Source organism: Phenylobacterium sp., assembly GCF_004799515.1.
Taxonomy (GTDB): domain Bacteria; phylum Pseudomonadota; class Alphaproteobacteria; order Caulobacterales; family Caulobacteraceae; genus Phenylobacterium.
Map to the genome: position 1 here is coordinate 1 of NZ_SSMX01000041.1, position 21,249 is coordinate 21,249.

Annotated in this window: 23 protein-coding genes; 14 read left to right on the forward strand and 9 right to left on the reverse strand. The window is 71.8% G+C overall.

Translation table 11 applies throughout. The features are described from left to right. Positions 1 to 97 precede the first annotated feature (97 nt). Together E8A49_RS17085 and E8A49_RS17090 are read right to left on the reverse strand one after the other, a co-directional pair. Positions 98 to 520: a SufE family protein gene (locus tag E8A49_RS17085; RefSeq protein WP_293384139.1), complete on the reverse strand. Its 423-nt coding sequence runs from the start codon at positions 518 to 520 to the stop codon at positions 98 to 100. A 58-nt stretch (positions 521 to 578) separates the two neighbouring features. Next, positions 579 to 1,373 carry a HAMP domain-containing sensor histidine kinase gene (locus E8A49_RS17090; RefSeq protein WP_293384142.1) on the reverse strand — a complete coding sequence of 265 codons (795 nt, stop codon included), beginning with the start codon at positions 1,371 to 1,373 and terminating at the stop codon, positions 579 to 581. A gap of 247 nt (positions 1,374 to 1,620) precedes the next feature. Between E8A49_RS17090 and E8A49_RS17095 the strand changes: the two genes are divergently transcribed. Beyond that, on the forward strand, positions 1,621 to 3,237 hold the full coding sequence (locus E8A49_RS17095) for a HAMP domain-containing sensor histidine kinase (RefSeq protein ID WP_293384145.1): 1,617 nt from the start codon (positions 1,621 to 1,623) through the stop codon (positions 3,235 to 3,237). Here E8A49_RS17095 and E8A49_RS17100 read toward each other — a convergent pair. Beyond that, the gene (locus E8A49_RS17100; RefSeq protein ID WP_293384148.1) at positions 3,234 to 4,097 is read right to left on the reverse strand and encodes a hypothetical protein; all 864 of its coding nucleotides are present in this window, start codon (positions 4,095 to 4,097) and stop codon (positions 3,234 to 3,236) included. The genes E8A49_RS17095 and E8A49_RS17100 overlap by 4 nt on opposite strands. A gap of 136 nt (positions 4,098 to 4,233) precedes the next feature. Between E8A49_RS17100 and E8A49_RS17105 the strand changes: the two genes are divergently transcribed. The 8 genes from E8A49_RS17105 to E8A49_RS17140 all read left to right on the forward strand — a co-directional run bounded on the left by E8A49_RS17105 (position 4,234) and on the right by E8A49_RS17140 (position 11,379). After that, positions 4,234 to 4,566: a DUF1491 family protein gene (locus tag E8A49_RS17105; protein WP_293384151.1), complete on the forward strand. Its 333-nt coding sequence runs from the start codon at positions 4,234 to 4,236 to the stop codon at positions 4,564 to 4,566. Between the two features lie 104 nt (positions 4,567 to 4,670). Beyond that, positions 4,671 to 5,051, forward strand: a complete 381-nt coding sequence (locus E8A49_RS17110; protein ID WP_293384154.1) for a hypothetical protein — start codon at positions 4,671 to 4,673, stop codon at positions 5,049 to 5,051. 62 nt (positions 5,052 to 5,113) lie between these two features. Beyond that, positions 5,114 to 5,515: a VOC family protein gene (locus tag E8A49_RS17115; protein WP_293384157.1), complete on the forward strand. Its 402-nt coding sequence runs from the start codon at positions 5,114 to 5,116 to the stop codon at positions 5,513 to 5,515. Positions 5,516 to 5,562: 47 nt separating this feature from the next. Further along, the gene (locus tag E8A49_RS17120; protein ID WP_293384160.1) at positions 5,563 to 7,170 is read left to right on the forward strand and encodes a peptide chain release factor 3; all 1,608 of its coding nucleotides are present in this window, start codon (positions 5,563 to 5,565) and stop codon (positions 7,168 to 7,170) included. Positions 7,171 to 7,175: 5 nt separating this feature from the next. Further along, positions 7,176 to 8,081, forward strand: a complete 906-nt coding sequence (locus E8A49_RS17125) for a class I SAM-dependent methyltransferase (RefSeq protein WP_293384163.1) — start codon at positions 7,176 to 7,178, stop codon at positions 8,079 to 8,081. A gap of 23 nt (positions 8,082 to 8,104) precedes the next feature. Next, positions 8,105 to 8,824, forward strand: coding sequence for a 16S rRNA pseudouridine(516) synthase (locus E8A49_RS17130; protein WP_293384167.1), 720 nt, complete (start codon positions 8,105 to 8,107; stop codon positions 8,822 to 8,824). A gap of 399 nt (positions 8,825 to 9,223) precedes the next feature. Further along, complete coding sequence (locus tag E8A49_RS17135) at positions 9,224 to 10,609, forward strand: hypothetical protein (RefSeq protein ID WP_293384170.1); 1,386 nt, start codon at positions 9,224 to 9,226, stop codon at positions 10,607 to 10,609. Positions 10,610 to 10,701: 92 nt separating this feature from the next. Then, positions 10,702 to 11,379 (forward strand): TonB family protein, encoded by a 678-nt coding sequence (locus E8A49_RS17140; RefSeq protein WP_293384173.1) that lies wholly within the window; start codon positions 10,702 to 10,704, stop codon positions 11,377 to 11,379. 18 nt (positions 11,380 to 11,397) lie between these two features. Here E8A49_RS17140 and E8A49_RS17145 read toward each other — a convergent pair whose 3' ends face one another. The 5 genes from E8A49_RS17145 to E8A49_RS17165 form a co-directional block, all read right to left on the reverse strand. After that, positions 11,398 to 12,156: an ABC transporter permease gene (locus E8A49_RS17145; protein WP_293384345.1), complete on the reverse strand. Its 759-nt coding sequence runs from the start codon at positions 12,154 to 12,156 to the stop codon at positions 11,398 to 11,400. Between the two features lie 5 nt (positions 12,157 to 12,161). Beyond that, positions 12,162 to 12,899, reverse strand: coding sequence for an ABC transporter ATP-binding protein (locus E8A49_RS17150; RefSeq protein WP_293384176.1), 738 nt, complete (start codon positions 12,897 to 12,899; stop codon positions 12,162 to 12,164). A gap of 8 nt (positions 12,900 to 12,907) precedes the next feature. Beyond that, entirely contained in the window at positions 12,908 to 13,903 is a 996-nt protein-coding gene (locus E8A49_RS17155) for an ABC transporter substrate-binding protein (protein WP_293384179.1), read from the reverse strand. 509 nt (positions 13,904 to 14,412) lie between these two features. Beyond that, a complete protein-coding gene (locus E8A49_RS17160; protein WP_293384182.1) occupies positions 14,413 to 16,233 on the reverse strand; it encodes an ABC-F family ATP-binding cassette domain-containing protein in 1,821 nt (606 codons plus the stop codon). A 60-nt stretch (positions 16,234 to 16,293) separates the two neighbouring features. Further along, entirely contained in the window at positions 16,294 to 16,632 is a 339-nt protein-coding gene (locus E8A49_RS17165) for a hypothetical protein (RefSeq protein ID WP_293384185.1), read from the reverse strand. A 93-nt stretch (positions 16,633 to 16,725) separates the two neighbouring features. Between E8A49_RS17165 and E8A49_RS17170 the strand changes: the two genes are divergently transcribed. Then, on the forward strand, positions 16,726 to 17,187 hold the full coding sequence (locus E8A49_RS17170; protein ID WP_293384188.1) for a YcgN family cysteine cluster protein: 462 nt from the start codon (positions 16,726 to 16,728) through the stop codon (positions 17,185 to 17,187). Here E8A49_RS17170 and E8A49_RS17175 read toward each other — a convergent pair. After that, on the reverse strand, positions 17,184 to 17,624 hold the full coding sequence (locus E8A49_RS17175; protein WP_293384191.1) for a DUF805 domain-containing protein: 441 nt from the start codon (positions 17,622 to 17,624) through the stop codon (positions 17,184 to 17,186). The two genes, E8A49_RS17170 and E8A49_RS17175, sit on opposite strands and share 4 nt — an antisense overlap. A gap of 161 nt (positions 17,625 to 17,785) precedes the next feature. Between E8A49_RS17175 and E8A49_RS17180 the strand changes: the two genes are divergently transcribed. The 4 genes from E8A49_RS17180 to E8A49_RS17195 all read left to right on the forward strand — a co-directional run bounded on the left by E8A49_RS17180 (position 17,786) and on the right by E8A49_RS17195 (position 21,238). Then, positions 17,786 to 18,733: a DnaJ C-terminal domain-containing protein gene (locus tag E8A49_RS17180; RefSeq protein ID WP_293384194.1), complete on the forward strand. Its 948-nt coding sequence runs from the start codon at positions 17,786 to 17,788 to the stop codon at positions 18,731 to 18,733. Between the two features lie 108 nt (positions 18,734 to 18,841). Next, on the forward strand, positions 18,842 to 19,138 hold the full coding sequence (locus E8A49_RS17185) for a PepSY domain-containing protein (RefSeq protein WP_293384197.1): 297 nt from the start codon (positions 18,842 to 18,844) through the stop codon (positions 19,136 to 19,138). Positions 19,139 to 19,151: 13 nt separating this feature from the next. Further along, positions 19,152 to 19,844: a response regulator transcription factor gene (locus E8A49_RS17190; RefSeq protein ID WP_293384200.1), complete on the forward strand. Its 693-nt coding sequence runs from the start codon at positions 19,152 to 19,154 to the stop codon at positions 19,842 to 19,844. Beyond that, complete coding sequence (locus E8A49_RS17195) at positions 19,844 to 21,238, forward strand: sensor histidine kinase (RefSeq protein WP_293384203.1); 1,395 nt, start codon at positions 19,844 to 19,846, stop codon at positions 21,236 to 21,238. The genes E8A49_RS17190 and E8A49_RS17195 overlap by 1 nt, the downstream gene beginning before the upstream one ends. Positions 21,239 to 21,249: the final 11 nt, after the last annotated feature.

A 21,249-nucleotide genomic window follows, 5' to 3' on the forward strand; every position in this document is an offset into this window, starting at 1 on the left:
GGCCATGGACCGACGCTTACAACCTCACCCGACCCCACGCCGGCATCGCCGGCCTCACGCCCTGGGCCAGGGTGAACAACCTTCTTGGAAACGACACCTAGGCCGCGGCGCGCTCGGCGTCGGCGCGGATGCGGGCGACCATGGAGGCCAGGCCGTTTGAGCGCTGTTGCGACAGCGCGCCCTTCAGCCCCAGGGCCTCGAAGGCGGCCGGGGCGTCGAAGGCCAGGATCTCGGCCGGGCGGCGGCCGGAGAACAGCCTGAGCACGATGGCGATCAGGCCGCGCACGATGTGGGCGTCGCTGTCGCCGCGGAACCTGAGCGTCCCATCTGCCTGCGGCTCGGTCACCAGCCACACCTGGCTCGCGCAGCCGCGCACCTTGTTGGCGTCCGAATGCTCGGCGTCGGTGAGCGGGGCCAGGTCCTTGCCCAGGTCGATAACGTAGCGGTAGCGCTCCTCCCAGTCGCCCAGGACCTCGAACTCGGCGGCGAGTTCGGCGAGTTCATCTTCGATAGCGCCCATGGCCGGCGACTTAGGGGCCGCGCGGGATCAGCGCAACCGCGCTCGCGCCGCGAAAGGCTCAGGCGACCTTCAGGCTGACCTTGGCGACCAGGCCCTTACCCGGCTCGGAGCTGAGCGCCAGGCGGGCGCCCATGGCCCGGCAGGTGAGCTCGCAGATCGGCAGGCCCAGGCCCGCGCCCTCGACGCGGCGGACCAGCGCGTTCTCGCCCTGCTCGAAGGGCCGCATCAGGCGCGGCAGGTCGGCGGCGTCGACGCCGTCGCCATCGTCCTCCACGAAGAGGTCGACCCAGCCGTCGCGCGCCTCGGCGCGCAGCCGCACCTCGCCGTCGTCGGGGGAAAAGGCCGCGGCGTTCTGCACCAGGTGGGTCAGGACGGTGCGCAGGCCCCAGGGGTCGGCCAGCACCAGCGGCAGGTCGGGGCCCTCGATGATCCGCGAATGGACGCCGCGCACGAAGTCGCCGGCGGCGCCGAAGACGGCGGCCTCGAAGGCCGGCTCGATCGCCTCGGGGCCGACCTCCAGCTCGACGCCTTCCAGCCGCCCGATCTCCAGCACCTGGTTGACCAGCTTGAGCAGCTTCTTGCCGCTCATGCGGATGATCTCGGCGTACTCCTTGTACTGCGGCGCGCCCAGCGGGCCGTAGAGCTCGGCGGCGATGATCTCTGAAAAGCCGAGGATCGAGTTCAGCGGGGTGCGCAGCTCGTGGCTGACCAGGCGCAGGAAGGCGCGCTTCTGCTCCTCAAGCCCCGCCTGGCCGGTGCGCCGCCGCGCGCGCCGGGCGTCGCCGGCCGACTGGGCCAGCGAGGCCTCGGGCGGGGTTTCGGGCGCGTTGGCGGGATCGGCCGCTGGCGGCATGGGAGGCGTCGCGCCTTCGTTCCAGGAGGCCGCATTGTGGGCGCCCGCGCTTACGATTTCCTTTCGTTTGGCCACGGACGGCGAAGTGGAGGAATTCGCACTCCAGGCGAGCGCCCTTACGTGGACTCACCGCAGCCGCTACACTGGTCGATCATGGCCGGCGCACGGATACCTTGAGGTTTTGACGCTGACCCGCACCAGGAGGCGTCCGCGCGTTCGCGCGCCGGGGGCCGGGCGGCGGTTCGCCGTGAGCTGGCATCTGGCCTGGACCTTGGCCATGGCCGCCGCGGCGGGGGCGCTCGCCCTACGCGCGCCTGAGACCCCGATGAGCGCCCTGGCCGCCCTCGCCGCCGTTGGCGGAGCGGGCCTGCTGGGCGCCTTCCTGGCCGAGGTCGGCGAGGTTGGCGGCGCGGTCGTGGCGATCCTGGCCTGGGCGGTCGCGGGCGCGACCGCCTGCCTGCTCACCGGCGGGACCGGCGGGCCTTTGGCGGTCTGGTGCCTGGCGCCGCTGGCGGCCGGCGCGGCCTTCGGGCGGCCGAGGCTCCTGGCCCTGGGCGCGGCGACGGGCCTGGCGGCCGCGGCGGTGGCGGCCCTGGGCGGGGTCTTCGCCCCCCTTGCGCTCCCGCTGACCTCCGTGACGCCCGCGCCGCTGTCGTCCTGGCTCAGCCTGTTGGCGCTGGGGACCACGGGCCTCAGCGTCGCCGCCAGCCTGGTGGCGATGCAGGGCCGCGCGCTGGGCGACGACGCCCGGGCCCGCGAGGCGGAGCTGGCGCTGCGCGAGGCGCTGGACCACCAACCGCAACTGCTGATGGCCCTCTATCCCGGCGGCCGCATCCTGGAAGCCTTCGGCGAGGCGCCGATGGGGCTTTCCACCGCCGATCTGCCGATGCGCAACCTGGCCGAGCTGGTGGCGCACGACGATCGGGCGGTGGTTGAGGCGGCGCTCAGGCGTGCGTTCGACGAAGGCTCCGCCGAGGCGGCCTTCGTTCCGGCGCACGATCCGCGCGGCTGGTGCGTGCTGACCGCGCGGCGGATGAGCGCCACGCGCCTGGTGGCGGCCCTGCGCGACGCCCGCGCCCAGCGCAGCCGCGAGGCCGAGCTGGAGCAGGCGCGGCTGAAGGCCGAGCAGCAGAACGCCGGCAAGTCGCGCTTCCTGGCCAATATGAGCCACGAGCTGCGCACGCCGCTGAACGCCATCATGGGCTTCTCCGACATCATGCGGCAGCGGCTGTTCGGCCCGATGTCGGACCGCTACGCCGAGTACGCCGACCTGATCCACGAGAGCGGGTCGCACCTGCTGGAACTGATCAACGACGTGCTCGACATGTCGAAGATCGAGGCCGAGCGGTTCGAGCTGGCGCGCGAGGAGTTCGACGCCCGCGACGCGGTGGCCGCGGTGCTGCGCCTGATGCGCGGCCAGGCGGACCAGGCCGGCATCACCCTGCGCGGCGACCTGGCGCGCGAGCCGCTGGACGCCGAGGCCGACCGCCGCGCCGTCAAGCAGATCGCCTTCAACCTGATCTCCAACGCGCTCAAGTTCACGCCTAAGGGCGGGGTGGTCACCGTCTCGGCCCAGGCGGCCGAGGGCGGGATGCTGGAGATCGTGGTGTCCGACACCGGCGTAGGCATCGCGCCGGAAGATCTCTCCCGCCTCGGCCGGCCCTTCGAACAGGCGGGCGACGCGGAGCAGAAGCAGGCGGGCTCGGGCCTTGGCCTGTCGCTGGTGCGGGCCTTCGCGCGGCTGCACGGGGGCGAGATGGTCGCCGAGAGCACGCTTGGCGAAGGCACCACGGTCACCGTGCGTATGCCGGTGCTGATCCTCCCCGCCGAGCAGCCCATGCTGGGCCGCGCGGCGGAGGGCTAGCGGCCGGCGACCTGCAGGAAGGCGCGGCCGGCGGCGAAGTCGCCGACTTCCACATAGGCGCGGCGCACCACGTCGCCGGGGAACAGGAACTCCACGGCCACCGCTTCGCGCGGGTCGAGCGCCGCCAGTTCGGCCGCGGCGGCGTCGGGGAAGCGGAAGGCCCAGCCGGAGGTCGCGCCCTTGGGCAGCAGTTCGGGGTCGGCGGCGCTGCGGGCGGTGGCGGCGTAAGCCTTCTGGGCCAGCGGCGGCGGCAGGCGCTGTGGCAGCGGCAGGCCGGCGGTCGACCCCGCGCCATAGCGGGCGAGGTAGGGCTGGGCGGCGCGGGCGGCGTCGCGCAGCACCAGGCGCGCGGCGTAGGGCTGGGCTCCGTCGGCGAAGCTGGCGGCGGCGATCAGGCCCGCCGCGCCCTCGCGCCCCGCCAACCCGAACGCCATGCGGTCGGCGCCGAAGCTGGCGTCCTGCGACAGGCGCCAGCGGACCGCGCGGCCCAGGCCCCGGTCGGCTTCCCAGCCGGCCACATCCCCGGCGTAGGTCAACCGCGTTATCTTGGCGTAGCCGGAAAAGGCGCTCTTCACCCGCGCGGCGGCGGTGGCGATGTCGGCCGAGCGGCAGTCGGCGACCGCGGCCTTGGCCTGGGCGGCGCGCTCGGTCTGGCGCAGCACATCGTAGGAGGTCCCGGCGCGCAGGGCCGCGCCGCGCGCCTGGGCGGTGGAGGCGGCCAGCGCCGCGGCCACGTCGGGCGCGAACAGTCCGCAGCGCTGATCCGCCGCCGACATCACCGCACGCTCGTAGAACAGGTCCGCCGGCTGCGCTTGCGCGAAGCCGGGTGCGAGGCCAGCGAGGCCCCCGATCAACCCCATCCACCGAGACGCCGGCCGCGCTTTTCTGCGCGAGCTCTTCATGCGTCGTCCGTTCTCGTTCTGGTCACAGGACCAGCGGGCGTCTTAGGCCGGGGAGCGTTGCTATCGGGTGAACACGCCCGCATCTTGCGCGGGAATGCTGCTTTCCACCGACATCTGGGTCAGCGCCCTGATCCGCCGCGCCGAGCTCGCCGGGGCCTTCGGCATGGTGATCCGCAAGGGCGACGCGCGCGCCGGGGCGGTGCTGGTCAAGGTGCTGAACCGCCCGGAAGGCACAGCCAAGCTCTACGCCGAGGCCACCCGCATGGACGGCGAGCGGGTGTGGATGCAGCCGGCGTTGTCGGACCAGGAGCCCGATCTCGACGCCTATATCGAGCGCGCCGCGCGGGTGGACCCCGACGTCTGGGTGGTGGAGATCGACGACCGCCAGGGCCGCCACTTCCTCACCGAGCCGGTGGAGGCCGGCTGAAAAGACAGGATTTCGTCGATTAACCGCCTTCGTGAACGGCCACGAAAGCGTCGGCGTGCGACGGGATGGCCTTCCCGCGTCCCTGAAAGCCGGCCGCCGCCCGCATGATGTTCCTGCTCAACGATGTCGTGCTGCGCCTCGATGGGGTGGCCATGGACGCGCGGCTGGAGGGGCAGCGCATGCAGCGGCTGTCGTTCCCGGCGATCCTGCGCATGGGCCAGGAGCTGTTCTCCCGCGAGCCCCTGCTGCAACGGACCAATCCGGAGCGGGCGCGCCGGCTCTCGGCCCTGATCACCGCCAAGGCGCCGATGATCAACGCGGCCCTGTTCGTGGCGCCGTCCCTGGACTGCCCGCCGCACGAGGTCACGGTGCGCTTCGTCGCCTGCGAGTTCGAGGTGATGGCCGAGCTCGCCATCCTGCAGCGCGACGAGCGCCTGGACGCGGTCAGCGTCGACCGCAAGATCTGGCGGCGCCTGGCGGCCTAGGACGGCTGGCGAGAGCTCGCGGCGCGTGCTTCCCTCCGGCGCCGCGCCAACCGGAGGCCGCCATGGTCGATAAAGTCACCCCGTTCCTGATGTTCGAGGGCCAGGCCGAGGCGGCGCTGAACCTCTACCTGAACCTGTTTCCCGGCGCGGAGCTGAAGCGGCTGGACCGCTACGGCAAGGGCGAGCCCGGGAAGGAAGGGCAGGTGAGCCGGGCGCTGGTCAGCATCGCCGGCCAGGAGCTGATGGCCTTCGACAGTCCGGTCCATCACGCCTTCGGGTTCACCCCGTCGGTCTCGATGTTCGTCGACTGCGCGGATGAAGCGGAGATCGAGGCGCTGTTCGCGGGCCTTTCGGACGGCGGCGAGGTGCGCATGCCGCTGGACAACTATGGCTTTTCGCTGCGCTTCGGCTGGGTGGACGACCGCTTCGGCGTCTCCTGGCAACTCAACCTGCCGGCGGCCTGAAGCACGCGCATTTGCGAAACGGGGGCGCACAGGCTACCTGCGCGCCCATGACGACATCTCCCGCCGCCGAGGCCGCCAGGAGGCGGACCTTCGCGATCATCTCCCACCCGGACGCCGGCAAGACCACGCTGACCGAGAACCTGCTCTTGGCCGGCGGGGCGATCCGTGCGGCCGGCCAGGTGCGGGCCCGCGGCGAGAACCGCCGCACCCGCTCGGACTGGATGAAGATCGAGCGCGAGCGCGGCATCAGCGTCTCGGCCTCGGTGATGACCTTCGACCACGACGGGCTGATGTTCAACCTGCTGGACACCCCCGGCCACGAAGACTTCTCGGAGGACACCTACCGGACGCTCACCGCCGCCGACGCCGCGGTGATGGTGCTGGACGCGGCCAAGGGGATCGAGCCGCAGACCCTGAAGCTGTTCGAGGTCTGCCGCCTGCGCGACATCCCGATCGTCACCTTCATCAACAAGATGGACCGCGAGGCGCAGGACCCGTTCGAGCTCCTGGACGAGATCGCCTCCAAGCTGGCGCTGGACCCGTCGCCCCTCTACTGGCCGGCGGGCTCGGGCGGGCGGTTCAAGGGCATGCTGGACCTGCGCGCCGACAAGTTCCTGCCCTTCGCCAAGCGCACCGGCGGTGGGGCGGCGGAGGACGACGGCCACCCGCAGGCCATCGCCTTCAAGGGCAATGCCATCGTCAGCTACCTGGACCCGGACGAACAGGAGGAATTGCGGGACAACGCCGAGCTGGCGCAGGGGGGCCTGAAACCCTTCGATCCCCAATCCTTCCTGGAGGGCCACATGACGCCGGTGTTCTTCGGCTCGGCGCTGCGCCACTTCGGGGTCGACCAGCTCCTGGAAGGCCTGGGCGCCTACGCCCCGCCGCCCAAGGCGGTCGCGGCGGTGAAGGGCGGCGAGGCGATCCACGTGGCGCCGGGCGACCGCGAGGTCTCGGGCTTCATCTTCAAGATCCAGGCGAACATGGATCCGAACCACCGCGATCGGATCGCCTTCCTGCGGCTGACCTCCGGCGAGTTCGAGCGCGGCATGAAGCTGAAGGTGCAGAACACCGGCCGTCAGCTCAGCGTCAACGCGCCGATCATGTTCTTCGCTTCCGACCGCGAGCTGGCCGAGGAGGCCTTCGCCGGCGACGTGATCGGCATCCCGAACCACGGCGTCCTGCGCGTCGGCGACAGCCTGTCGGAGAGCGGGACCCTGCGGTTCGCCGGCCTGCCCAACTTCGCCCCGGAGATCCTGCAGCGGGTGCGGGTCAAGGATCCGCTGAAGGCCAAGCATCTGAAGAAGGCGCTGGAGGGCCTGGCCGAGGAGGGCGTCACCCAGCTGTTCCGCCCGATGATCGGCGCCGACTTCATCGTGGGCGCGGTGGGCCCGTTGCAGTTCGAGGTGATGGCCGACCGCCTGGCCAACGAATACCAGCTCGAGGTGCTGTTCGAGCCCAGCCCCTACGCCGAGGCGCGCTGGATCGTCGGCGACAAGGCCGACCTGGAGGACTTCCAAGGTAAGCACCGCCCGCAGATGGCCACCGACATCGACGATCAGCCGGTGTTCCTGGCCAAGAGCAGCTGGGAGACCGGCTACGTCGCCGAGCGCTACCCGAAGGTCGCCTTCGAGCGGTCGAAGGAACGGGCCTGAGCGGCATGACGGACCTGCTCTATGGCGCCCCGGCGCCGGGGCTGGTCGAGGTCCCGAAGGGCGCGCAGCAGCTCTCACCGCTGATCCCCGGCGCGGCGGACATCGCCAAGCTGCCGGACGCCGGCGCCGGCAGCGCCCTGGTCCTCGCCCCGCCGGGCACCCTGGAGCGCGACTTCGTCCTGGCCCAGGCCCTGCGCGTGCTGAGGCCCGGCGCGCCGCTGACCGCCTTTGCGCCCAAGGACAAGGGCGGCTCGCGGCTGAAGAAGGCGCTGGAGGGCTTCGGCTGCGTGGTGGGCGAGGACGCGCGCCGCCATCACCGCTTCTGCCACGTCCTGCGGCCCGCCAAACTCACCGGCCTCGCCGAGGCCATCGCGGCCGGCGCGCCGCGCATCGTGCACGCGCTCGGCCTGTGGTCACAGCCGGGCGTGTTCAGCTGGGACCGGCCGGACCCGGGCAGCCTGAAGCTGATCGAGACCCTGCCGGTGCTCGGCGGGCGGGGCGCCGACCTCGGCTGCGGCATCGGCCTCCTGGCGCGGGCGGTGCTGGCCGCGCCGGCGGTGACGGCGCTGGCCTGCGCCGATCTCGACCGGCGCGCGGTGGAATGCGCCCAGCACAACCTCGACGACCCGCGCGTCAGCGTGGCCTGGGCGGACCTGCGCAACCCGCCGGCGGGCGCGGCCGACCTCGACTTCGTGGTGATGAACCCGCCGTTCCACGATGGCGGGGCGGAGGATCGGGCGCTCGGCCAGGCCTTCATCGCCACCGCCGCGGCCATGCTGCGCCGGGGCGGCGTCTGCTGGCTGGTGGCCAACCGACACCTGCCCTACGAGGCGCCGCTGGGCGCGGCCTTCTCGTCGGTGACGCTGCGGGCGGAGGGCGGCGGCTACAAGGTCTATGAGGCGCGCAGGTGAACGGCGCCGGCCCGAAGCCTCTTATGGCGCGCCTCGACCGGCTGCTCGCCAACCTGGGCTACGGCTCGCGGCGCGAAGTGGCGGCGCTGGTCGCGCGCGGCCAGGTGGTGCTGGACGGCGCGGCGCTGAAGGATGCTGGGGCCAAGATCGCGGTCAGCGCCGACCTGCCGGGGCGGTTGACCGTGGCCGGCCAGCCGCTGGACCCGCCCGCGCCGCTGACCCTCCTGATGCACAAGCCGCTGGACGTGGTCTGCTCGCACCGCGAGGCGGGGCGCAGCGTCTATGAACTGCTGCCGCCGCGCTGGCGGGCGCGGGAGCCGGCGCTCTCGACCGTCGGGCGGCTGGACAAGGACACCACCGGCCTCCTGCTGATCACCGACCACGGGCCGTTCCTGCACCGGGTGATCTCGCCCCGCGCCGAGATCGCCAAACGCTATGTGGCGACCCTCGACCGGCCCCTGCGCGGCGACGAGGGCGCGGTGTTCGCCGCCGGGACCCTGATGCTGGAGGGGGAGAAGGCCCCGCTCGCGCCCGCCGGCCTGGAGCCGCTGGGGGACAAGACGGCGCGGCTGACCATCACCGAGGGGCGCTACCACCAGGTGCGGCGGATGTTCGCCGCGGTGGGCAACCATGTGCTGGCCCTGCACCGCGAGAGCGTCGGCGGGCTGATGCTGCCGGCCGATCTGGCGCCCGGCGATTGGCGCATCCTGACGGCCGAGGAACAGGCGGCGCTCTTCGCCTAGAGCGGACTCCCTTTCCCGTCGATGGGGAAAGGGCCGGGGATTGGGGCGCGCGTACGGCGTCGGGGTAACGGGTGCGTCCGGCGCCGACGTCACTTCTGGACCGATAGTCACCTCGGCGGTCACACCCCATCCCAACCCTTCCCCATCGAGGGGAAGGGCTAATTGCAACTGTGATTGTTCCAGAGGACCCGCACTCACCGCGGATCGAGCCAAAGGTTAACGAGTTCTCGGGGAACCGCCGATTCCGTCGCGCTTTACTGTGGACGGTAAGACACGATTAACCATACCTCGGAATTTAACCACTTGTTTACGATCCCGGCTCCGGCTTTGCTGCTGTCCGTCAAGGTCCGAGGCCAGCGTCTCATTGCGGGACGGCGGCCGGGCGGGAGCGGCGGCGGAATGTTCGAGCTGGGTCGGGAGTTCATGCGGATGTTCTCGGGCGAGCGCGTCCGGCCGCATTCGGACGGCCTGACCGGCGGCGACCCGACGCTTCTCGAACTCCTCGACCTCAACCTGCTGCGCCAGGAGGCGAAGTCCGCCGACGTGGCCGCCGGCCGCATCAGCGCCCAGGACAAGGCCCAGCGCCGGCTGGACGCCGCCGTCGTCTGGCGCGAGGTCGCCCGCCGCTCGGGCGACGCCGTGGCGCTGCGCAAGGCCGCCTGCGCCGCGGAGACCGCCTGCGCCGCCTTCGATCCGCACCGCCGTCCCGACGCCTGGGCCCGCGCCCGCTGCGAGCAGGCCTTGGCGGGCCTCCTGGGCGCGGAGCTGTTCGGCGATCCCGGCCTGGACGCCGCGGCCGGCGCCAGCTTCCGCGAGGCGCGCGGCGTGGCTCGCGGCGGGCTCTCCGCCGCCTTGGCCGACATCGGCCTGGCGCTGGTGGAGGCGCGCGGCCAGATGATGACCGGCGACGCCGAGGCCGCCTGGGCCGCCGCCGCCCGCTTCAACACCCCGATCGCCGCCCTCGACGCCCTGGCCCGCCGCTCCGCTGCCGGCCCCGCCCGTTCGCTGGCCGCCGAGGCGCGGCTGTGGCGCGCCGACCTGCTCTGCGGCTGGGGCGCGCAGCTGAAGGACGCCGCCCTGGTGCGCGCGGCCATCGACGACGCGGCCGCCGCCGCCGACCGGCTGGACCTGGCCTATGAGCCGCTGACCTGGGCCCGCGCCGAGGTGCTGCGCGGCCAGGGCCTGGCGCTGTGGGGCGAGGTGTCGGGCGACGTCGACGCCGTGGCCGCCGGCGCCACCACGCTCGCCGGCGCCCTCGACCACCTGACCCGCGACCACAGCCCCCTCGACTGGGCGCGCACCCACATTGCGCTGGCGCATGCCCTGCAATGCCTGGGCGAGGCCAGCGCCGACGAGCGCGCCTACGAGCAGGCCGTCACCTGCTACGACCGGGCGAACCTGGTCTTGAAGGACGCCCCGGCCACCCCGCTGCGCGGCCTGGCGGCGGGCCAGCGGGCCATGTGCCTTGCGCGCTCGGCGGAGCTCACCGGCGACCTGGCGGTGCTCGACACCGCCGAGGCGGCCCTGAAGCTGGAGCTCGCCGCCCTGCAGCCGCGCCGCGACCCGGTCGCCTGGGCGCTGGCCCAGCTGCACCTGGCGCGGCTCTACGAGGCGCGGGTGGACATCACCGGCAAGGACCGCGGCGAGCGGGCGGCCGGCGTCCTGGCGCTGGACGCGGCCCTGGACGTGTTCGGCGACCACGGCCTGCGCTCGCTGAGCATCATGGCCAGCGAGGCCCTGGAGCGCCTGCGCGCCGGTCCGGCGGCCAAGCGCACCGCCGTCTAGGCGGCCCAAGGTTTTCCCCGGGCGGGGCTCGGGGTTTTCAAACCCGCAAAACAGGTGGCAACATTCCTCTCGCAAGAGGGGAGACGCTCGCCATGTCCTGGAAGATCGCCGCGCTGCTGGCCTTCGGCGCCGGCGCCGCCGCGGCCCTGACGGCTTCCGCCACCACCCTGGTCCCGGCCATGCCGCCCTGGTCCGAAGCGCCGACGGTGGCCGACATGGCTGCGGCCTACCCCGCCCGCGCCAAGGCCGAGAACATCAGCGGCCATGTGGAGCTGACCTGCGAGATCGGCCCCAACGACCGGCCGCGCGACTGCAGCACGGTGATCGAGAAGCCCGGCAACTACGGTTTCGGCGCGGCGGCCCGCAAGCTGGCGGAGCAGATGAAGGTCGGCCAGTCGGGAAGCTACTACCACCAGAACGTCTTCATCCCGGTCACCTTCGACAAGGCGGTGCTGGCCGGCGCGCCCACCGTCACCAAGCCCGCCTGGGCCTCGATGCCGACGGCGCAGGACTTCCAGGCGACCTTCCCCAAGACGGAGAACGGGGTGAACGACGTGCGCGTGGTGCTGGGCTGCACGGTGGGCCATGACGGAGCGCTGGGCGGCTGCGCGGTCAACGAGGAGGACCCTGCCGGCCAGGGCTATGGCGCGGGCGCGCTGGCGCTGGCGGCGAAGTTCAAGGTGGGGCCCTGGAGTATGGACGGGGAGCCGACCGTTGGCGCGCGCATCAACCTGCCGATCCGCTACGAGCTGACGCCGGTCAAGCAATAGGGCCGGGCAGGCCGTAGCCTAACGTCCCCGCCACCAGGCCAGGCCCGCGCGTTCGGCCGCCTCCAGGATGGCGTGCAGGGCTGCGCCCATGGCGCCCAGCACTAGGACGGCGGCGAACATCTCGGCGGTCTGCATCCGGTGGCTGGATTCCAGGATGCGCCAGGCCAGGCCCTGCGCCTCGCCGGAGCCGGCCACGAACTCGGCCACTACCGCCCCGATCAGCGCCAGGCCCGCGGCGACCTTGTGGCCCTCCAAAAGGTAGGGCACGGCCGAGGGCAGGCGCAGACGGGTCAGCCGCTGCAGGCGGCTTGCGCCATATAGGTCGAACAGGAGCTCCAGGTCCGGATCGGCGGCCTTCAGGCCGGTGACCGCGCCCGAGAAGATCGGGAAGAAGGCCACCACGACGGCCAGGGCCACGATGGCGCGGCCGGCGTGGTCCAGCCCCGCCCAGATCACCACCAGGGGCGCGATGGCCACCACCGGCGTCACCTGCAGGACGACCGCCAGCGGCCGCACCGCCCGCTCCATGATCGGGCTCAGGCCCACCGCCAGCGCCAGGGCCTGGGCCAGCACGCTCGCGACCACTAGCGCGATCAGCGCCATGGAGAGCGTGTTCCACGCCGAGAGCAGCAGCGGCTTCCAGTCGGCGGCCAGCGCCTGGGCGATCGCCAGGGGCGGCGGCAGGAAGTAGAGCGGCACCGAGAGCGCGCGGCAGGCGATCTCCCAGCCAGCGAGCAGGACGGCGATCAGCACAAAGGGTGCGAGCGCGCGGGTCAGGCGGGTCATACCGGCGCCATCCCCTGGCTCAGCAGGGCGGAGACCGCCTCGACCTGGGCGCGGAACGCCGGCGTGGTGCGGAAGCCGGCGGCGCGGGGCAGGGCGGCCTCTGTCGCGACCTCGCCGGCGGTGCGGCCCGGGCCCTTGGTCATCACCACGACGCGGGAGGCCATGTAGACGGCTTCCTCCACATTGTGGGTCACGAAGACGATGGCCGGCCGCGCCTGCGCCCAGAGCGCCAGGACGTCGTCGGCCAGGGCGCGGCGGGTGATCTCGTCGAGGGCGGCGAAGGGCTCGTCCAGCAGCAGCAGCTTTGGATCGGTGACCAGGGCGCGGGCCAGGGACACCCGCATCGCCATGCCGCCGGAAAGCTGCGCCGGCCGGGCGGCCTCGGCGCCCTTCAGCCCCACCCGCGCCAAGGCGGCGTCTGCGCGGGCGGCGGCCTCGGTTCGGCCCACGCCGGCCAGCGCCAGCGGAAGCGCCGCGTTGGCCCGCGCCGACAGCCAGGGCGCCAGCGTCGGCGCCTGGAAGACCACGGCGGTCTCGCCCCGGCCCGGCGTGCGGGCGACCCGGCCGCGGCTGGGCGCCTCCAGCCCGGCCAGCAGGCGCATGGCGGTGGACTTGCCGCAGCCCGACGGCCCGACCAGGGCCACGATCTCGCCGGCCCCGATCTCGAGGCTGAACGGCCCCAGCGCCCGCCGGCGCGGATAGTCCACCTCGACCTCGCTGAGGGCGGCGATCAACCCCGCCTCTACTTCAGGAACTGCAGGGTGTAGCCCTGCTTGACGTCGAGGGTCTTGGGGTAGGCGCCCTGGCTGGCGGCGACGTCGAAGATGGCGTTCCAGCGGACGTCGGTCATCGTCCCGACACCGGCAGCCTTGGCGTCGCCGCCGTCGACGATGGCGTAGGACTTCAGCTTGTCGCGCGCCTGGTCCAGCACGTCCTGGGTCATCTCTGGATTGTCCTTCAGGATCAGGGCGTCGGCCGGCCTGGGATCGCCGTAGAGGTAGTCGCGCCAGCCCTGGGCCGTGGCCTCGACGAAGGCCTTCACGGCGGCCGGGTCCTTGGCGATCAGGGTGTCGGGGGCCAGGATCATCGAGGCGTAGCCGGGGTAGCCGTTGTCGGCCAGCAGGAAGACCACCGGCTTTTCGTGGGCCTGTTTCTCGATGGTGTAGGGCTCGCTGGTGACGTAGCCCTGTTGGGCGGCGCGCTTGTCGGCCAGGAACGGGCCGTTGTTGAAGTCGTACTTGCGCACCTGGCCGTCGGTGAAGCCGTACTTGGCCTTCAGCCAGACCCACAGGCCGGTGATCGAGGCGTCGTCCAGCAGGATCGGGTGGCCCTTCAGGTCGGCCAGGGCGGCCACCCCGGTTCCGGGGTGGGCGAGCAGCACCTGCGGGTCCTTCTGGAACTCAGCGGCCACCGCCTTCACCGGCACATGCGCCTGCACCAGATTCAGCACGATGAAGGGGTTGGAGCCGACGCCTAAGTCCACCGAGCCGGCGCCCAGGAGCTGCGGCACGTTCACGGCCGGGCCGCCCTGGACGATCTTCACGTCCAGGCCATGGCGGGCGTAGAGGCCCTCGGCCAGGGCTTCGTAGTAGCCGCCCTGTTCCGCCTCGGCCTTCCAGTCGGTGGCGAAACGGATCGGGGTGAGGCCGCCGGCTTTAGGCGCCTCGGCCTGCTTGGCCGGCGAACAGGCGGCCAGGGCCGCGGCGAGCGCGGCGGCGAGCGGAAGCAAGGATTTCATGCGCGTCCCCGGATGAGCCCGTGGAGGTTAAGGCGCTGCGCTCCGTGTTGGAAGATCGGCTTTCGCCTGCCCTGGTTGGCCTGCGGCGCATAGCAAGAGGGCGGCGCTCCGGTCGCCCGGGGCGTCGCCCTCTCATCCAGATCCGTTGGGGGATCTGTGCCTTCCAGGTCGATCGCGCCTTCGGTTCTCGGGCAAGCCCGATGGTTTTCCGTCGCGTCCGGTGTCTCAGGAAGTCCGTCCCGGGTCGCCCCGGTCCTCGCCTCTAGAAACCTCCTGCTCGCCTCTGCTTCTGGGTCCGCCGTTTCCGGCCTCTCCGTTCGCCCGCGCCGCAGTTCCTCTCGGCAAGGGAACGGTGCTCCCGATCCGGAAATCCGGCAAGCGGCGGAATCGCGAGGCTTGTGACTCAGCGGTCGAAAGCCTGTGGACGGACGGTTGATAAGCTGGGGTCCGTCACGGATTCCCTCAGCCTTTCCAAGGCCTGGATCTATCCACAGAAAGCCGCGGAACCGCTACCGGCCGGCCTCCAGCGCCTCGCGCCGCTCTTCCAGGGCCAGCCATTCCTCCTCGGCGGAGGTGAGCCCTGTGCGGACGGCTTCCAGCTCCTGGGAGCGCTGCTGGAAGGCCTTTGGATCGCGGGCGTAGAGCCCGGGATCGGCCAGGGCCGCTTCGAGCGCGCTGATACGGGCCGGCGCGCCGGCGATCAAGGCCTCAAGCTCGGCGAGGCGCCTCTGGTCCTTGTAACTGAGCTTCGCCGCCTTGGACGGTTCGGGTCGCGGCGGCGGGGCCGGCGCGGCCTTGGGAGCGGCGGTCCTGGGCGCGGCGAAGGCGGCCACCGGCAGGCGCGTGAAGAAGCCGGGGTTCTGGGAGATGAAATCCTGCCAGCCGCCCGGCGTCTCGATGACGTTCCCGCGGCCGTCGAGCCCGATGGTCGAGGTCGCCAGCCGGTCGATGAAGTCGCGGTCGTGGCTGACCAGGATCAGCGTGCCCTCGTAGTCGGCCAGCAGGTCCTCGAGCAGGTCTAGGGTGTCCATGTCGAGGTCGTTGGTGGGCTCGTCCAGCACCATGACGTTGGCCGGATTGGCCAGGGCCTTGGCGAGCAGCAGGCGGTTGCGCTCGCCGCCCGAGAGCGTGCGGACCGGCTGGCGCAGCTGGGCGTCGGTGAACAGGAAATCCTTGGCGTAGGAGGCGATGTGCTTGGGCTCGCCGCGGACCATGATCTGGTCGCCGCCCTTGGGCAGCAGGATGTCACGCAGGGTGGTCTCCGGCGACAGGTCCGCGCGCGCCTGGTCGATGTAGCTGATCTCCAGGTTGGTCCCGAGCTTCACCTCGCCGGAGTCGGCGGGGACCTCGCCCAGCAGCACCTTGACCAGCGTGGTCTTGCCGGCGCCGTTGGGGCCGACCACCGCCACGCGGTCGCCGCGCAGGATGCGGGTGGAGAAGTCCTTCAGCAGCACCTTGTCGCCGAAGGCCTTGAAGAGGTGCTTGGCCTCGACCACCCGCTTGCCGGAGACGCCCGAGCTCGCCAAGCCCATGTTCAGTTCGCTGCGGGTGTCCTTCAGCCGGTCGCGGCGGTCCTGGCGCAGGCTTTCCAGGCGCCGCTTGCGGCCCTCGTTGCGGGCGCGGCGCGCGGTGACGCCGCGGGCCATCCAGTGGGCCTCGCGCGCGATGAAGCGGTCGAGGCGCCGCGCCTCCTCGGCCTCCTGGGCGGTGATCTTCTCCGCCCAGGCCTCGAAGCCGGCGAAGCCCTCGTCCAGGCGTTTGACCTGCCGGTATTCCAGCCAGAAGCAGCGCTTGGTCACCCGCTCGAGGAAAGCGCGGTCGTGACTGACGATCAGGGCCGCGGCCTTGGAGGCGGCGAGCTCGTCCTCCAGGGTCTCGATGGCCAGGATGTCCAGGTGGTTGGTGGGCTCGTCCAGCAGGATGACGTCGGCGTCCTCGGCGAAGGCGCGGGCGAGCGCGGCGCGGCGGATCTCGCCGCCCGAGAGGCCTTGCGTCCCCTTGGCCGGGTCCAGGCCGAAGTCGGTGAGCCGCGCCTCGGCCTCATAGTCCTGGGCGCCCCCGGCGGTGACGTAGTCCAGCAGGGTCGCGCCTTCGATCTGCGGCTCCTGCGGCACGAAGGCGATGCGGGTCCCGGTGGCGATGTTGCGCTCGCCGCCGTCGGGCTCGATCTGGCCGGCCAGGATGCGCAGCAGCGTCGACTTGCCCGCGCCGTTGCGGCCGACCAGGCAGGCGCGCACGCGGGCGTCCAGCGCCAGGTCGACGCCGTCGAACAGCATCAGCGGCCCGTCCGCCAGGCGGACGTCCTTCAGGGCGAGGATCGGTGCGCGCATTGAGCGGCTGGAGATAAAGCCCCCAGCCGGCAATGCAAGACGGGCTGGGGGAAGACGGCCTTATGGCGCCTTGTCGCCGCTCGGGCTGTTGCCGCCGTTGAAGCGGCCGAACCGCTGCGACATGAGGACGGCCAGGATGAAGCCGCCGGCGAAGGCCGCGCCGGCGTCCAGCGGCGCCCGGATGTCGAAGGCGCCGATCTTGCCGAGCAGCAGCCAGGCCAGCGCCACGTTCGCCGCGCCCCACAGCGCGTTGGTGCGCGAGGTGGACAACCCCTGGCCCGGCGGATGCGCGAAGGGCGACTGGAACGGTTTGCCCTGCAGGCCGGCGACCAGGTGCGGCAGGGCGTTGGTCAGGAAGGCGCCGCCGAAGAAATAGGCGATCTCATGCAGCCAGTTCATGTGCGGGCTCCTCCGGCTTAGGCTTGGGCGGCGCGGACGGCCTCGGCCATCCCCCCCTCGACCCGCGCCGTCTGCGAGCCTAGATCAAGCCGCATGGCTGGCGAACCCTTCTGGCGACGCAAGACGCTCGAGCAGATGACCGCCCAGGAATGGGAGAGCCTCTGTGACGGCTGCGGCCTGTGCTGCCTGGTGCGTTTCGAGGAGGAGGACACCGGCGAGGTCGTGCCCACCCGCGTGCACTGCAAGCTGTTCGACGCGCAGGCCTGCGTCTGCACCGACTACGCCAACCGCCAGCAATATGTGCCCGACTGCGTGAAGCTGACCCCGGGCAACATCGAGACGCTGGCCTGGATGCCGCTCTCCTGCGCCTACCGCCGGCTGCACGAGGGCCGTGACCTGGCCGACTGGCACCCGCTGATCTCCGGCGATCCCGAGAGCGTCCACCGCGCCGGGGTCTCGGTGCGCGGCCAGACCCTCAACGAGGACGCCCTGGCCGAGCCGGAAGACGCCCTGGACTTCGCCGCTCCCGACCTGATCGCCGAGCGGGGGCGCTAGGCCGTCGCGGACCGCATGGCCTTGGGCGGATCGCCGTAGCGATTGGGTTGCGGGCTTCCCTTCAGGACGCCCACCGCCAGGAGGAACAGCAGGAGCCCCCAGAGCACCACATCTTCTGAAAGCAGAGCGCCGGTGGACCCTCGTCCAAATTCCGCTGCGGCGGCGGCGACCACCAACAACGCGACCGCCAATGGAAGGAGCATCCACCAACCGCTGCGACCCAGATCGTGCAGGCGTTTGGTCAAGCTAAAGACACTGACGACCCAGTTCGCCACGAAGAATGGCGCGAGCAGCAGCAACATGAGTTCGCTCGGAAACAGTGTTGCTGTCGCCTTGAGGCACGCCGCGAACACCCCCGTCAAAAGCTGCACGGTCCAGAAGGTGGTCCGGTCAACCCGGCCTTTGCCCGAAAACAGGCTTTTCCAATCGAGTGGCATGTCTGTCCCCCAAACAGTGCGGAACAAATTAAGAACCACCGCGCCCAGCTTGGCAATGGGCGCCTCTGTGTCTTTTGCGCCACACAAACCCTTGCGTGCGGAACCGAAGCGACCAATCTAAAGGTATCCGACCATCACGCGTTCAAAGGGCTGAATCCAAGTTGGCGAGCGACCCGTATCAGGTCCTGGGCGTCACGCGCTCGGCGAGCGCGGACGAGATCCGCAAGGCGTTCCGCAAGCTCGCCAAGGCCAACCACCCCGACACCAATCCGGACAACAAGGCCGCCGAGGAGCGCTTCAAGCAGGTCAGCGGCGCCTTCGACATCCTGGGCGACGCCGAGAAGAAGAAGAAGTTCGACGCCGGCGAGATCGACGCCGACGGGCGCGAGACCTTCGCGGGCTTCGGCCGCGGTCAGGGCGCCGGCGGTCCCTGGGGCCCGCCGCCCGGCGGCGGGGCCTATGGCGCGCACGGCGCGAGCTTCGAGGGCGTCGACCTGAGCGACATCCTGGGCGAGATGTTCGGCGGCGCGCGGGGCGGCGGGCGTCCCGGCGGCGGCCAGGGCGGCGGCTTCGGCGGCTTCTCCCAGCGCGGGGCCGACGTGCGCGCGCGCCTGGAGATCGACCTCGAGGAGGCGATCAAGGGCGGCAAGAAGCGCATCGCCTTCTCCGACGGCCGCACCATCGACGTGACCATCCCCAAAGGCGCCCTGGAGGGCCAGACGCTGCGGTTGAAGGGCCAGGGCTCGCCCGGCCGCGCCGGCCCCGGCGACGCCTTCATCGAGCTGGCCATCGCCCCGCACCCGGTCTTCCGCCGCGAGGGCGAGCTCCTGGTGATGGACGTGCCGGTGACGGTCTACGACGCCGTCCTCGGCGGCAAGGCCGAGGCGCCGACCCCCGACGGACCGGTGACGCTGACCATCCCCAAGGGCGCCAACACCGGGACCCGGCTGCGGCTGAAGGGCCGGGGCCTGGCCGATGCGCGCGGCGTGCGCGGCGACCTCTTCGCGCGCCTGGTGGTCACCCTGCCGGAAACGCCTGACGCCGCGCTGGAAGCCTTCGCCGAGGCCTGGCGGCGCGACCGGCCCTACGCCCCCAAACGGCGCGGCTGACCCGCGATCGCCGGCCCCCTTCAGAACCCGGCGTGACAGCCGCGGCGGCGCGTCCCATAAGCTCGACGTTCAGGCCCGGTTCAGTCCCGGGCGAACAGGGTCGACGCCATGATGCGCCCGCTTGTCCTCGCCGCCGCCCTCATCCTCAGCGCCGCGTCCGTGGGAGCGCCCTCTGCGTCGTGGGCCGGCCAGGAGCAGGCGGCGCACGAGGCGCCGGCCGGCGGCCAGGCGCCGCTGGCGCGGGTGCTGAAGGAGCTCGGCCAGCGTTACAAGGGTAAGCAGCTCAACACGACCATGGGCGAGGCGGCCGGCAAGCCGGTCTATCTCGTCCAGTGGCAGCTGCCCAACGGCCGGATCACGGTGTTCACGGTGGACGCCCACACCGGCCAGGTGCTGAGCCAGTAGAGGGAAGCGACCCATGCGCATCCTGCTTGTGGAAGACGATCCGGACCTGTCGCGGCAGCTGAAGCTGGCGCTGGCCGACGCCGGCTATGCGGTGGACCACGCCCCGGACGGCGAGGAGGCCCAGTTCCTGGGCGAGACCGAGCCCTATGACGCCATCATCCTGGACCTCGGCCTGCCCAAGGTGGACGGGGTCTCGGTGCTGGAGCGTTGGCGGCGCGAGAACATGGCCACGCCCGTCCTGATCCTCACCGCCCGCGGCGCCTGGAGCGAGAAGGTGGCGGGCTTCGACGCCGGCGCCGACGACTATCTGACCAAGCCCTTCCACACCGAGGAGTTGCTGGCCCGCCTGCGCGCGCTGCTGCGCCGCTCCGCCGGCCATGCGGCCCCGAACCTGTCCTGCGGCGGCCTCAGGCTGGATCCACGCGCCGCCCGGGCCAGCGTCAACGGCGAGCCCCTGCGGCTGACCTCGCTGGAGTACCGCCTGCTGCATTACATGATGATGCACCAGGGCCGGGTGATCAGCCGCACGGAGCTGGTCGAGCACCTCTACGACCAGGACTTCGACCGCGACTCGAACACCATCGAGGTGTTCATCGGCCGGGTGCGCAAGAAGATCGGTTCGGACCGCATCGAGACCATGCGCGGCCTGGGCTATCGCCTGACCTGCCCCGACGAGGAACGCGGCGGCGAGGCGCAGGCCTCCTGATGCGGCTGCCGGCGGCGCTGGGCGCGTCGTCGCTGGCGCGGCGGCTGGTGCTGCTGGCGCTGACCTGGAGCCTTGGGGCCCTGGTGGTCACCGCGCTGGTCATGGGCCTGTTGTTCCAGCGCGCCGCGATCCGCCGGGTCGACGAGACCCTGAGCGACCTGATCACCAACCTCGCCGCCTATTCCGAGGTCGGGGACGACGGCGAGGTCTTCGCCCCGCCGTTCACCGACCAGAAGGCGCTGCTCACCTACTCCGGCCGCTACTGGGAGCTGGCGGAGCCTACAGCGGACGGGCGCATCCAGCCGATCGCCGACCAGCGGTCACACTCCCTGTTCGACACGGTGCTCACGACCCCGGCGGACCTCGAGGCGCGGCTGAAGGCCCGGCCCGGGCGGACGGTGTCCTATGACACCCGCGGGCCGAAGGACGAGCCCCTGCGGGCGCGGGCGCAGCAGAACCTGCTGCCGGGGCGCAAGGCGCCGGTGATCTTCCTGGCGGCGGAGGACCGCAGTTCGGTCGACCGCGACGTCTCGAACTTCGTGGTCGCCACCTCGGCGGCCTTCCTGCTGCTGGCGGCCCTGCTGGTGGTGGCCATCGTCATCCAGGTGCGGGTGGGCCTGCGGCCGCTGTTCGACCTCCGGAACGAGGTGGCCGCCGTGCGCCGCGGCAAGGCCCAGCGGCTGGCCGAGACCTATCCCAGCGAACTGATGCCGCTGGCCCACGAGCTCAACGCCCTGGTGGCGCACAACCAGGAAGTGGTCGAGCGCCAGCGCACCCACGTGGGCAACCTGGCGCATGCGCTGAAGACCCCGATCTCGGTGATGGCCACAGAAGCCGCCCAGCGCCCCGGCCCGCTGGCCGAGGTGGTCACCCGCCAGGCCGACGCCATGCAGAAGCAGGTGGACCACCACCTGCGCCGCGCCCGCGCCGCCGCCCGCACGCAAGGGCAGGGCGAGCGCACCTCGGTGGCCGAGGTGCTGGACGAGCTGTCGCGCACGATCGGCCGCATCTTCCGCGACAAGATCGCCATCGACTGGGACGCCGACGAGGCGCTGTTCTTCCTGGGGGAGCGGCAGGACCTGATGGAGATCGCCGGCAACGCCATCGAGAACGCCTGCAAATGGGGCCGCTCCAAAGTGCGGGTCCGCGCCGACGCCGCCGGTCCCGAGCGCTTCCGCCTGCTGGTCGAGGACGACGGCCAGGGCCTGCCGCCCGACCGCCGCGCTGAGGTGCTGCGCCGCGGGACCCGGCTGGACGAGACCGCGCCGGGCTCGGGCCTGGGGCTCTCGATCATCGACGAACTGGCCCGGGCCTACGGCGGCGTTTTGTCGCTGACGGATTCGCCGCTCGGCGGCCTGCGCCTTGAGGCCGACCTGCCACGCGCAGAGGACTGAAAGATCAAGGC

Bases quoted from the DNA above. Each gene is read 5' to 3' on its own strand.
- E8A49_RS17085 (WP_293384139.1), bottom strand. From the start codon at position 520: ATGGGCGCTATCGAAGATGAACTCGCCGAACTCGCCGCCGAGTTCGAG.
- E8A49_RS17090 (WP_293384142.1), bottom strand. From the start codon at position 1,373: ATGCCGCCAGCGGCCGATCCCGCCAACGCGCCCGAAACCCCGCCCGAG.
- E8A49_RS17100 (WP_293384148.1), bottom strand. From the start codon at position 4,097: ATGGGGTTGATCGGGGGCCTCGCTGGCCTCGCACCCGGCTTCGCGCAA.
- E8A49_RS17105 (WP_293384151.1), top strand. From the start codon at position 4,234: ATGCTGCTTTCCACCGACATCTGGGTCAGCGCCCTGATCCGCCGCGCC.
- E8A49_RS17110 (WP_293384154.1), top strand. From the start codon at position 4,671: ATGATGTTCCTGCTCAACGATGTCGTGCTGCGCCTCGATGGGGTGGCC.
- E8A49_RS17115 (WP_293384157.1), top strand. From the start codon at position 5,114: ATGGTCGATAAAGTCACCCCGTTCCTGATGTTCGAGGGCCAGGCCGAG.
- E8A49_RS17120 (WP_293384160.1), top strand. From the start codon at position 5,563: ATGACGACATCTCCCGCCGCCGAGGCCGCCAGGAGGCGGACCTTCGCG.
- E8A49_RS17125 (WP_293384163.1), top strand. From the start codon at position 7,176: ATGACGGACCTGCTCTATGGCGCCCCGGCGCCGGGGCTGGTCGAGGTC.
- E8A49_RS17130 (WP_293384167.1), top strand. From the start codon at position 8,105: ATGGCGCGCCTCGACCGGCTGCTCGCCAACCTGGGCTACGGCTCGCGG.
- E8A49_RS17135 (WP_293384170.1), top strand. From the start codon at position 9,224: ATGTTCGAGCTGGGTCGGGAGTTCATGCGGATGTTCTCGGGCGAGCGC.
- E8A49_RS17140 (WP_293384173.1), top strand. From the start codon at position 10,702: ATGTCCTGGAAGATCGCCGCGCTGCTGGCCTTCGGCGCCGGCGCCGCC.
- E8A49_RS17155 (WP_293384179.1), bottom strand. From the start codon at position 13,903: ATGAAATCCTTGCTTCCGCTCGCCGCCGCGCTCGCCGCGGCCCTGGCC.
- E8A49_RS17160 (WP_293384182.1), bottom strand. From the start codon at position 16,233: ATGCGCGCACCGATCCTCGCCCTGAAGGACGTCCGCCTGGCGGACGGG.
- E8A49_RS17165 (WP_293384185.1), bottom strand. From the start codon at position 16,632: ATGAACTGGCTGCATGAGATCGCCTATTTCTTCGGCGGCGCCTTCCTG.
- E8A49_RS17170 (WP_293384188.1), top strand. From the start codon at position 16,726: ATGGCTGGCGAACCCTTCTGGCGACGCAAGACGCTCGAGCAGATGACC.
- E8A49_RS17175 (WP_293384191.1), bottom strand. From the start codon at position 17,624: ATGCCACTCGATTGGAAAAGCCTGTTTTCGGGCAAAGGCCGGGTTGAC.
- E8A49_RS17185 (WP_293384197.1), top strand. From the start codon at position 18,842: ATGATGCGCCCGCTTGTCCTCGCCGCCGCCCTCATCCTCAGCGCCGCG.
- E8A49_RS17190 (WP_293384200.1), top strand. From the start codon at position 19,152: ATGCGCATCCTGCTTGTGGAAGACGATCCGGACCTGTCGCGGCAGCTG.
- E8A49_RS17195 (WP_293384203.1), top strand. From the start codon at position 19,844: ATGCGGCTGCCGGCGGCGCTGGGCGCGTCGTCGCTGGCGCGGCGGCTG.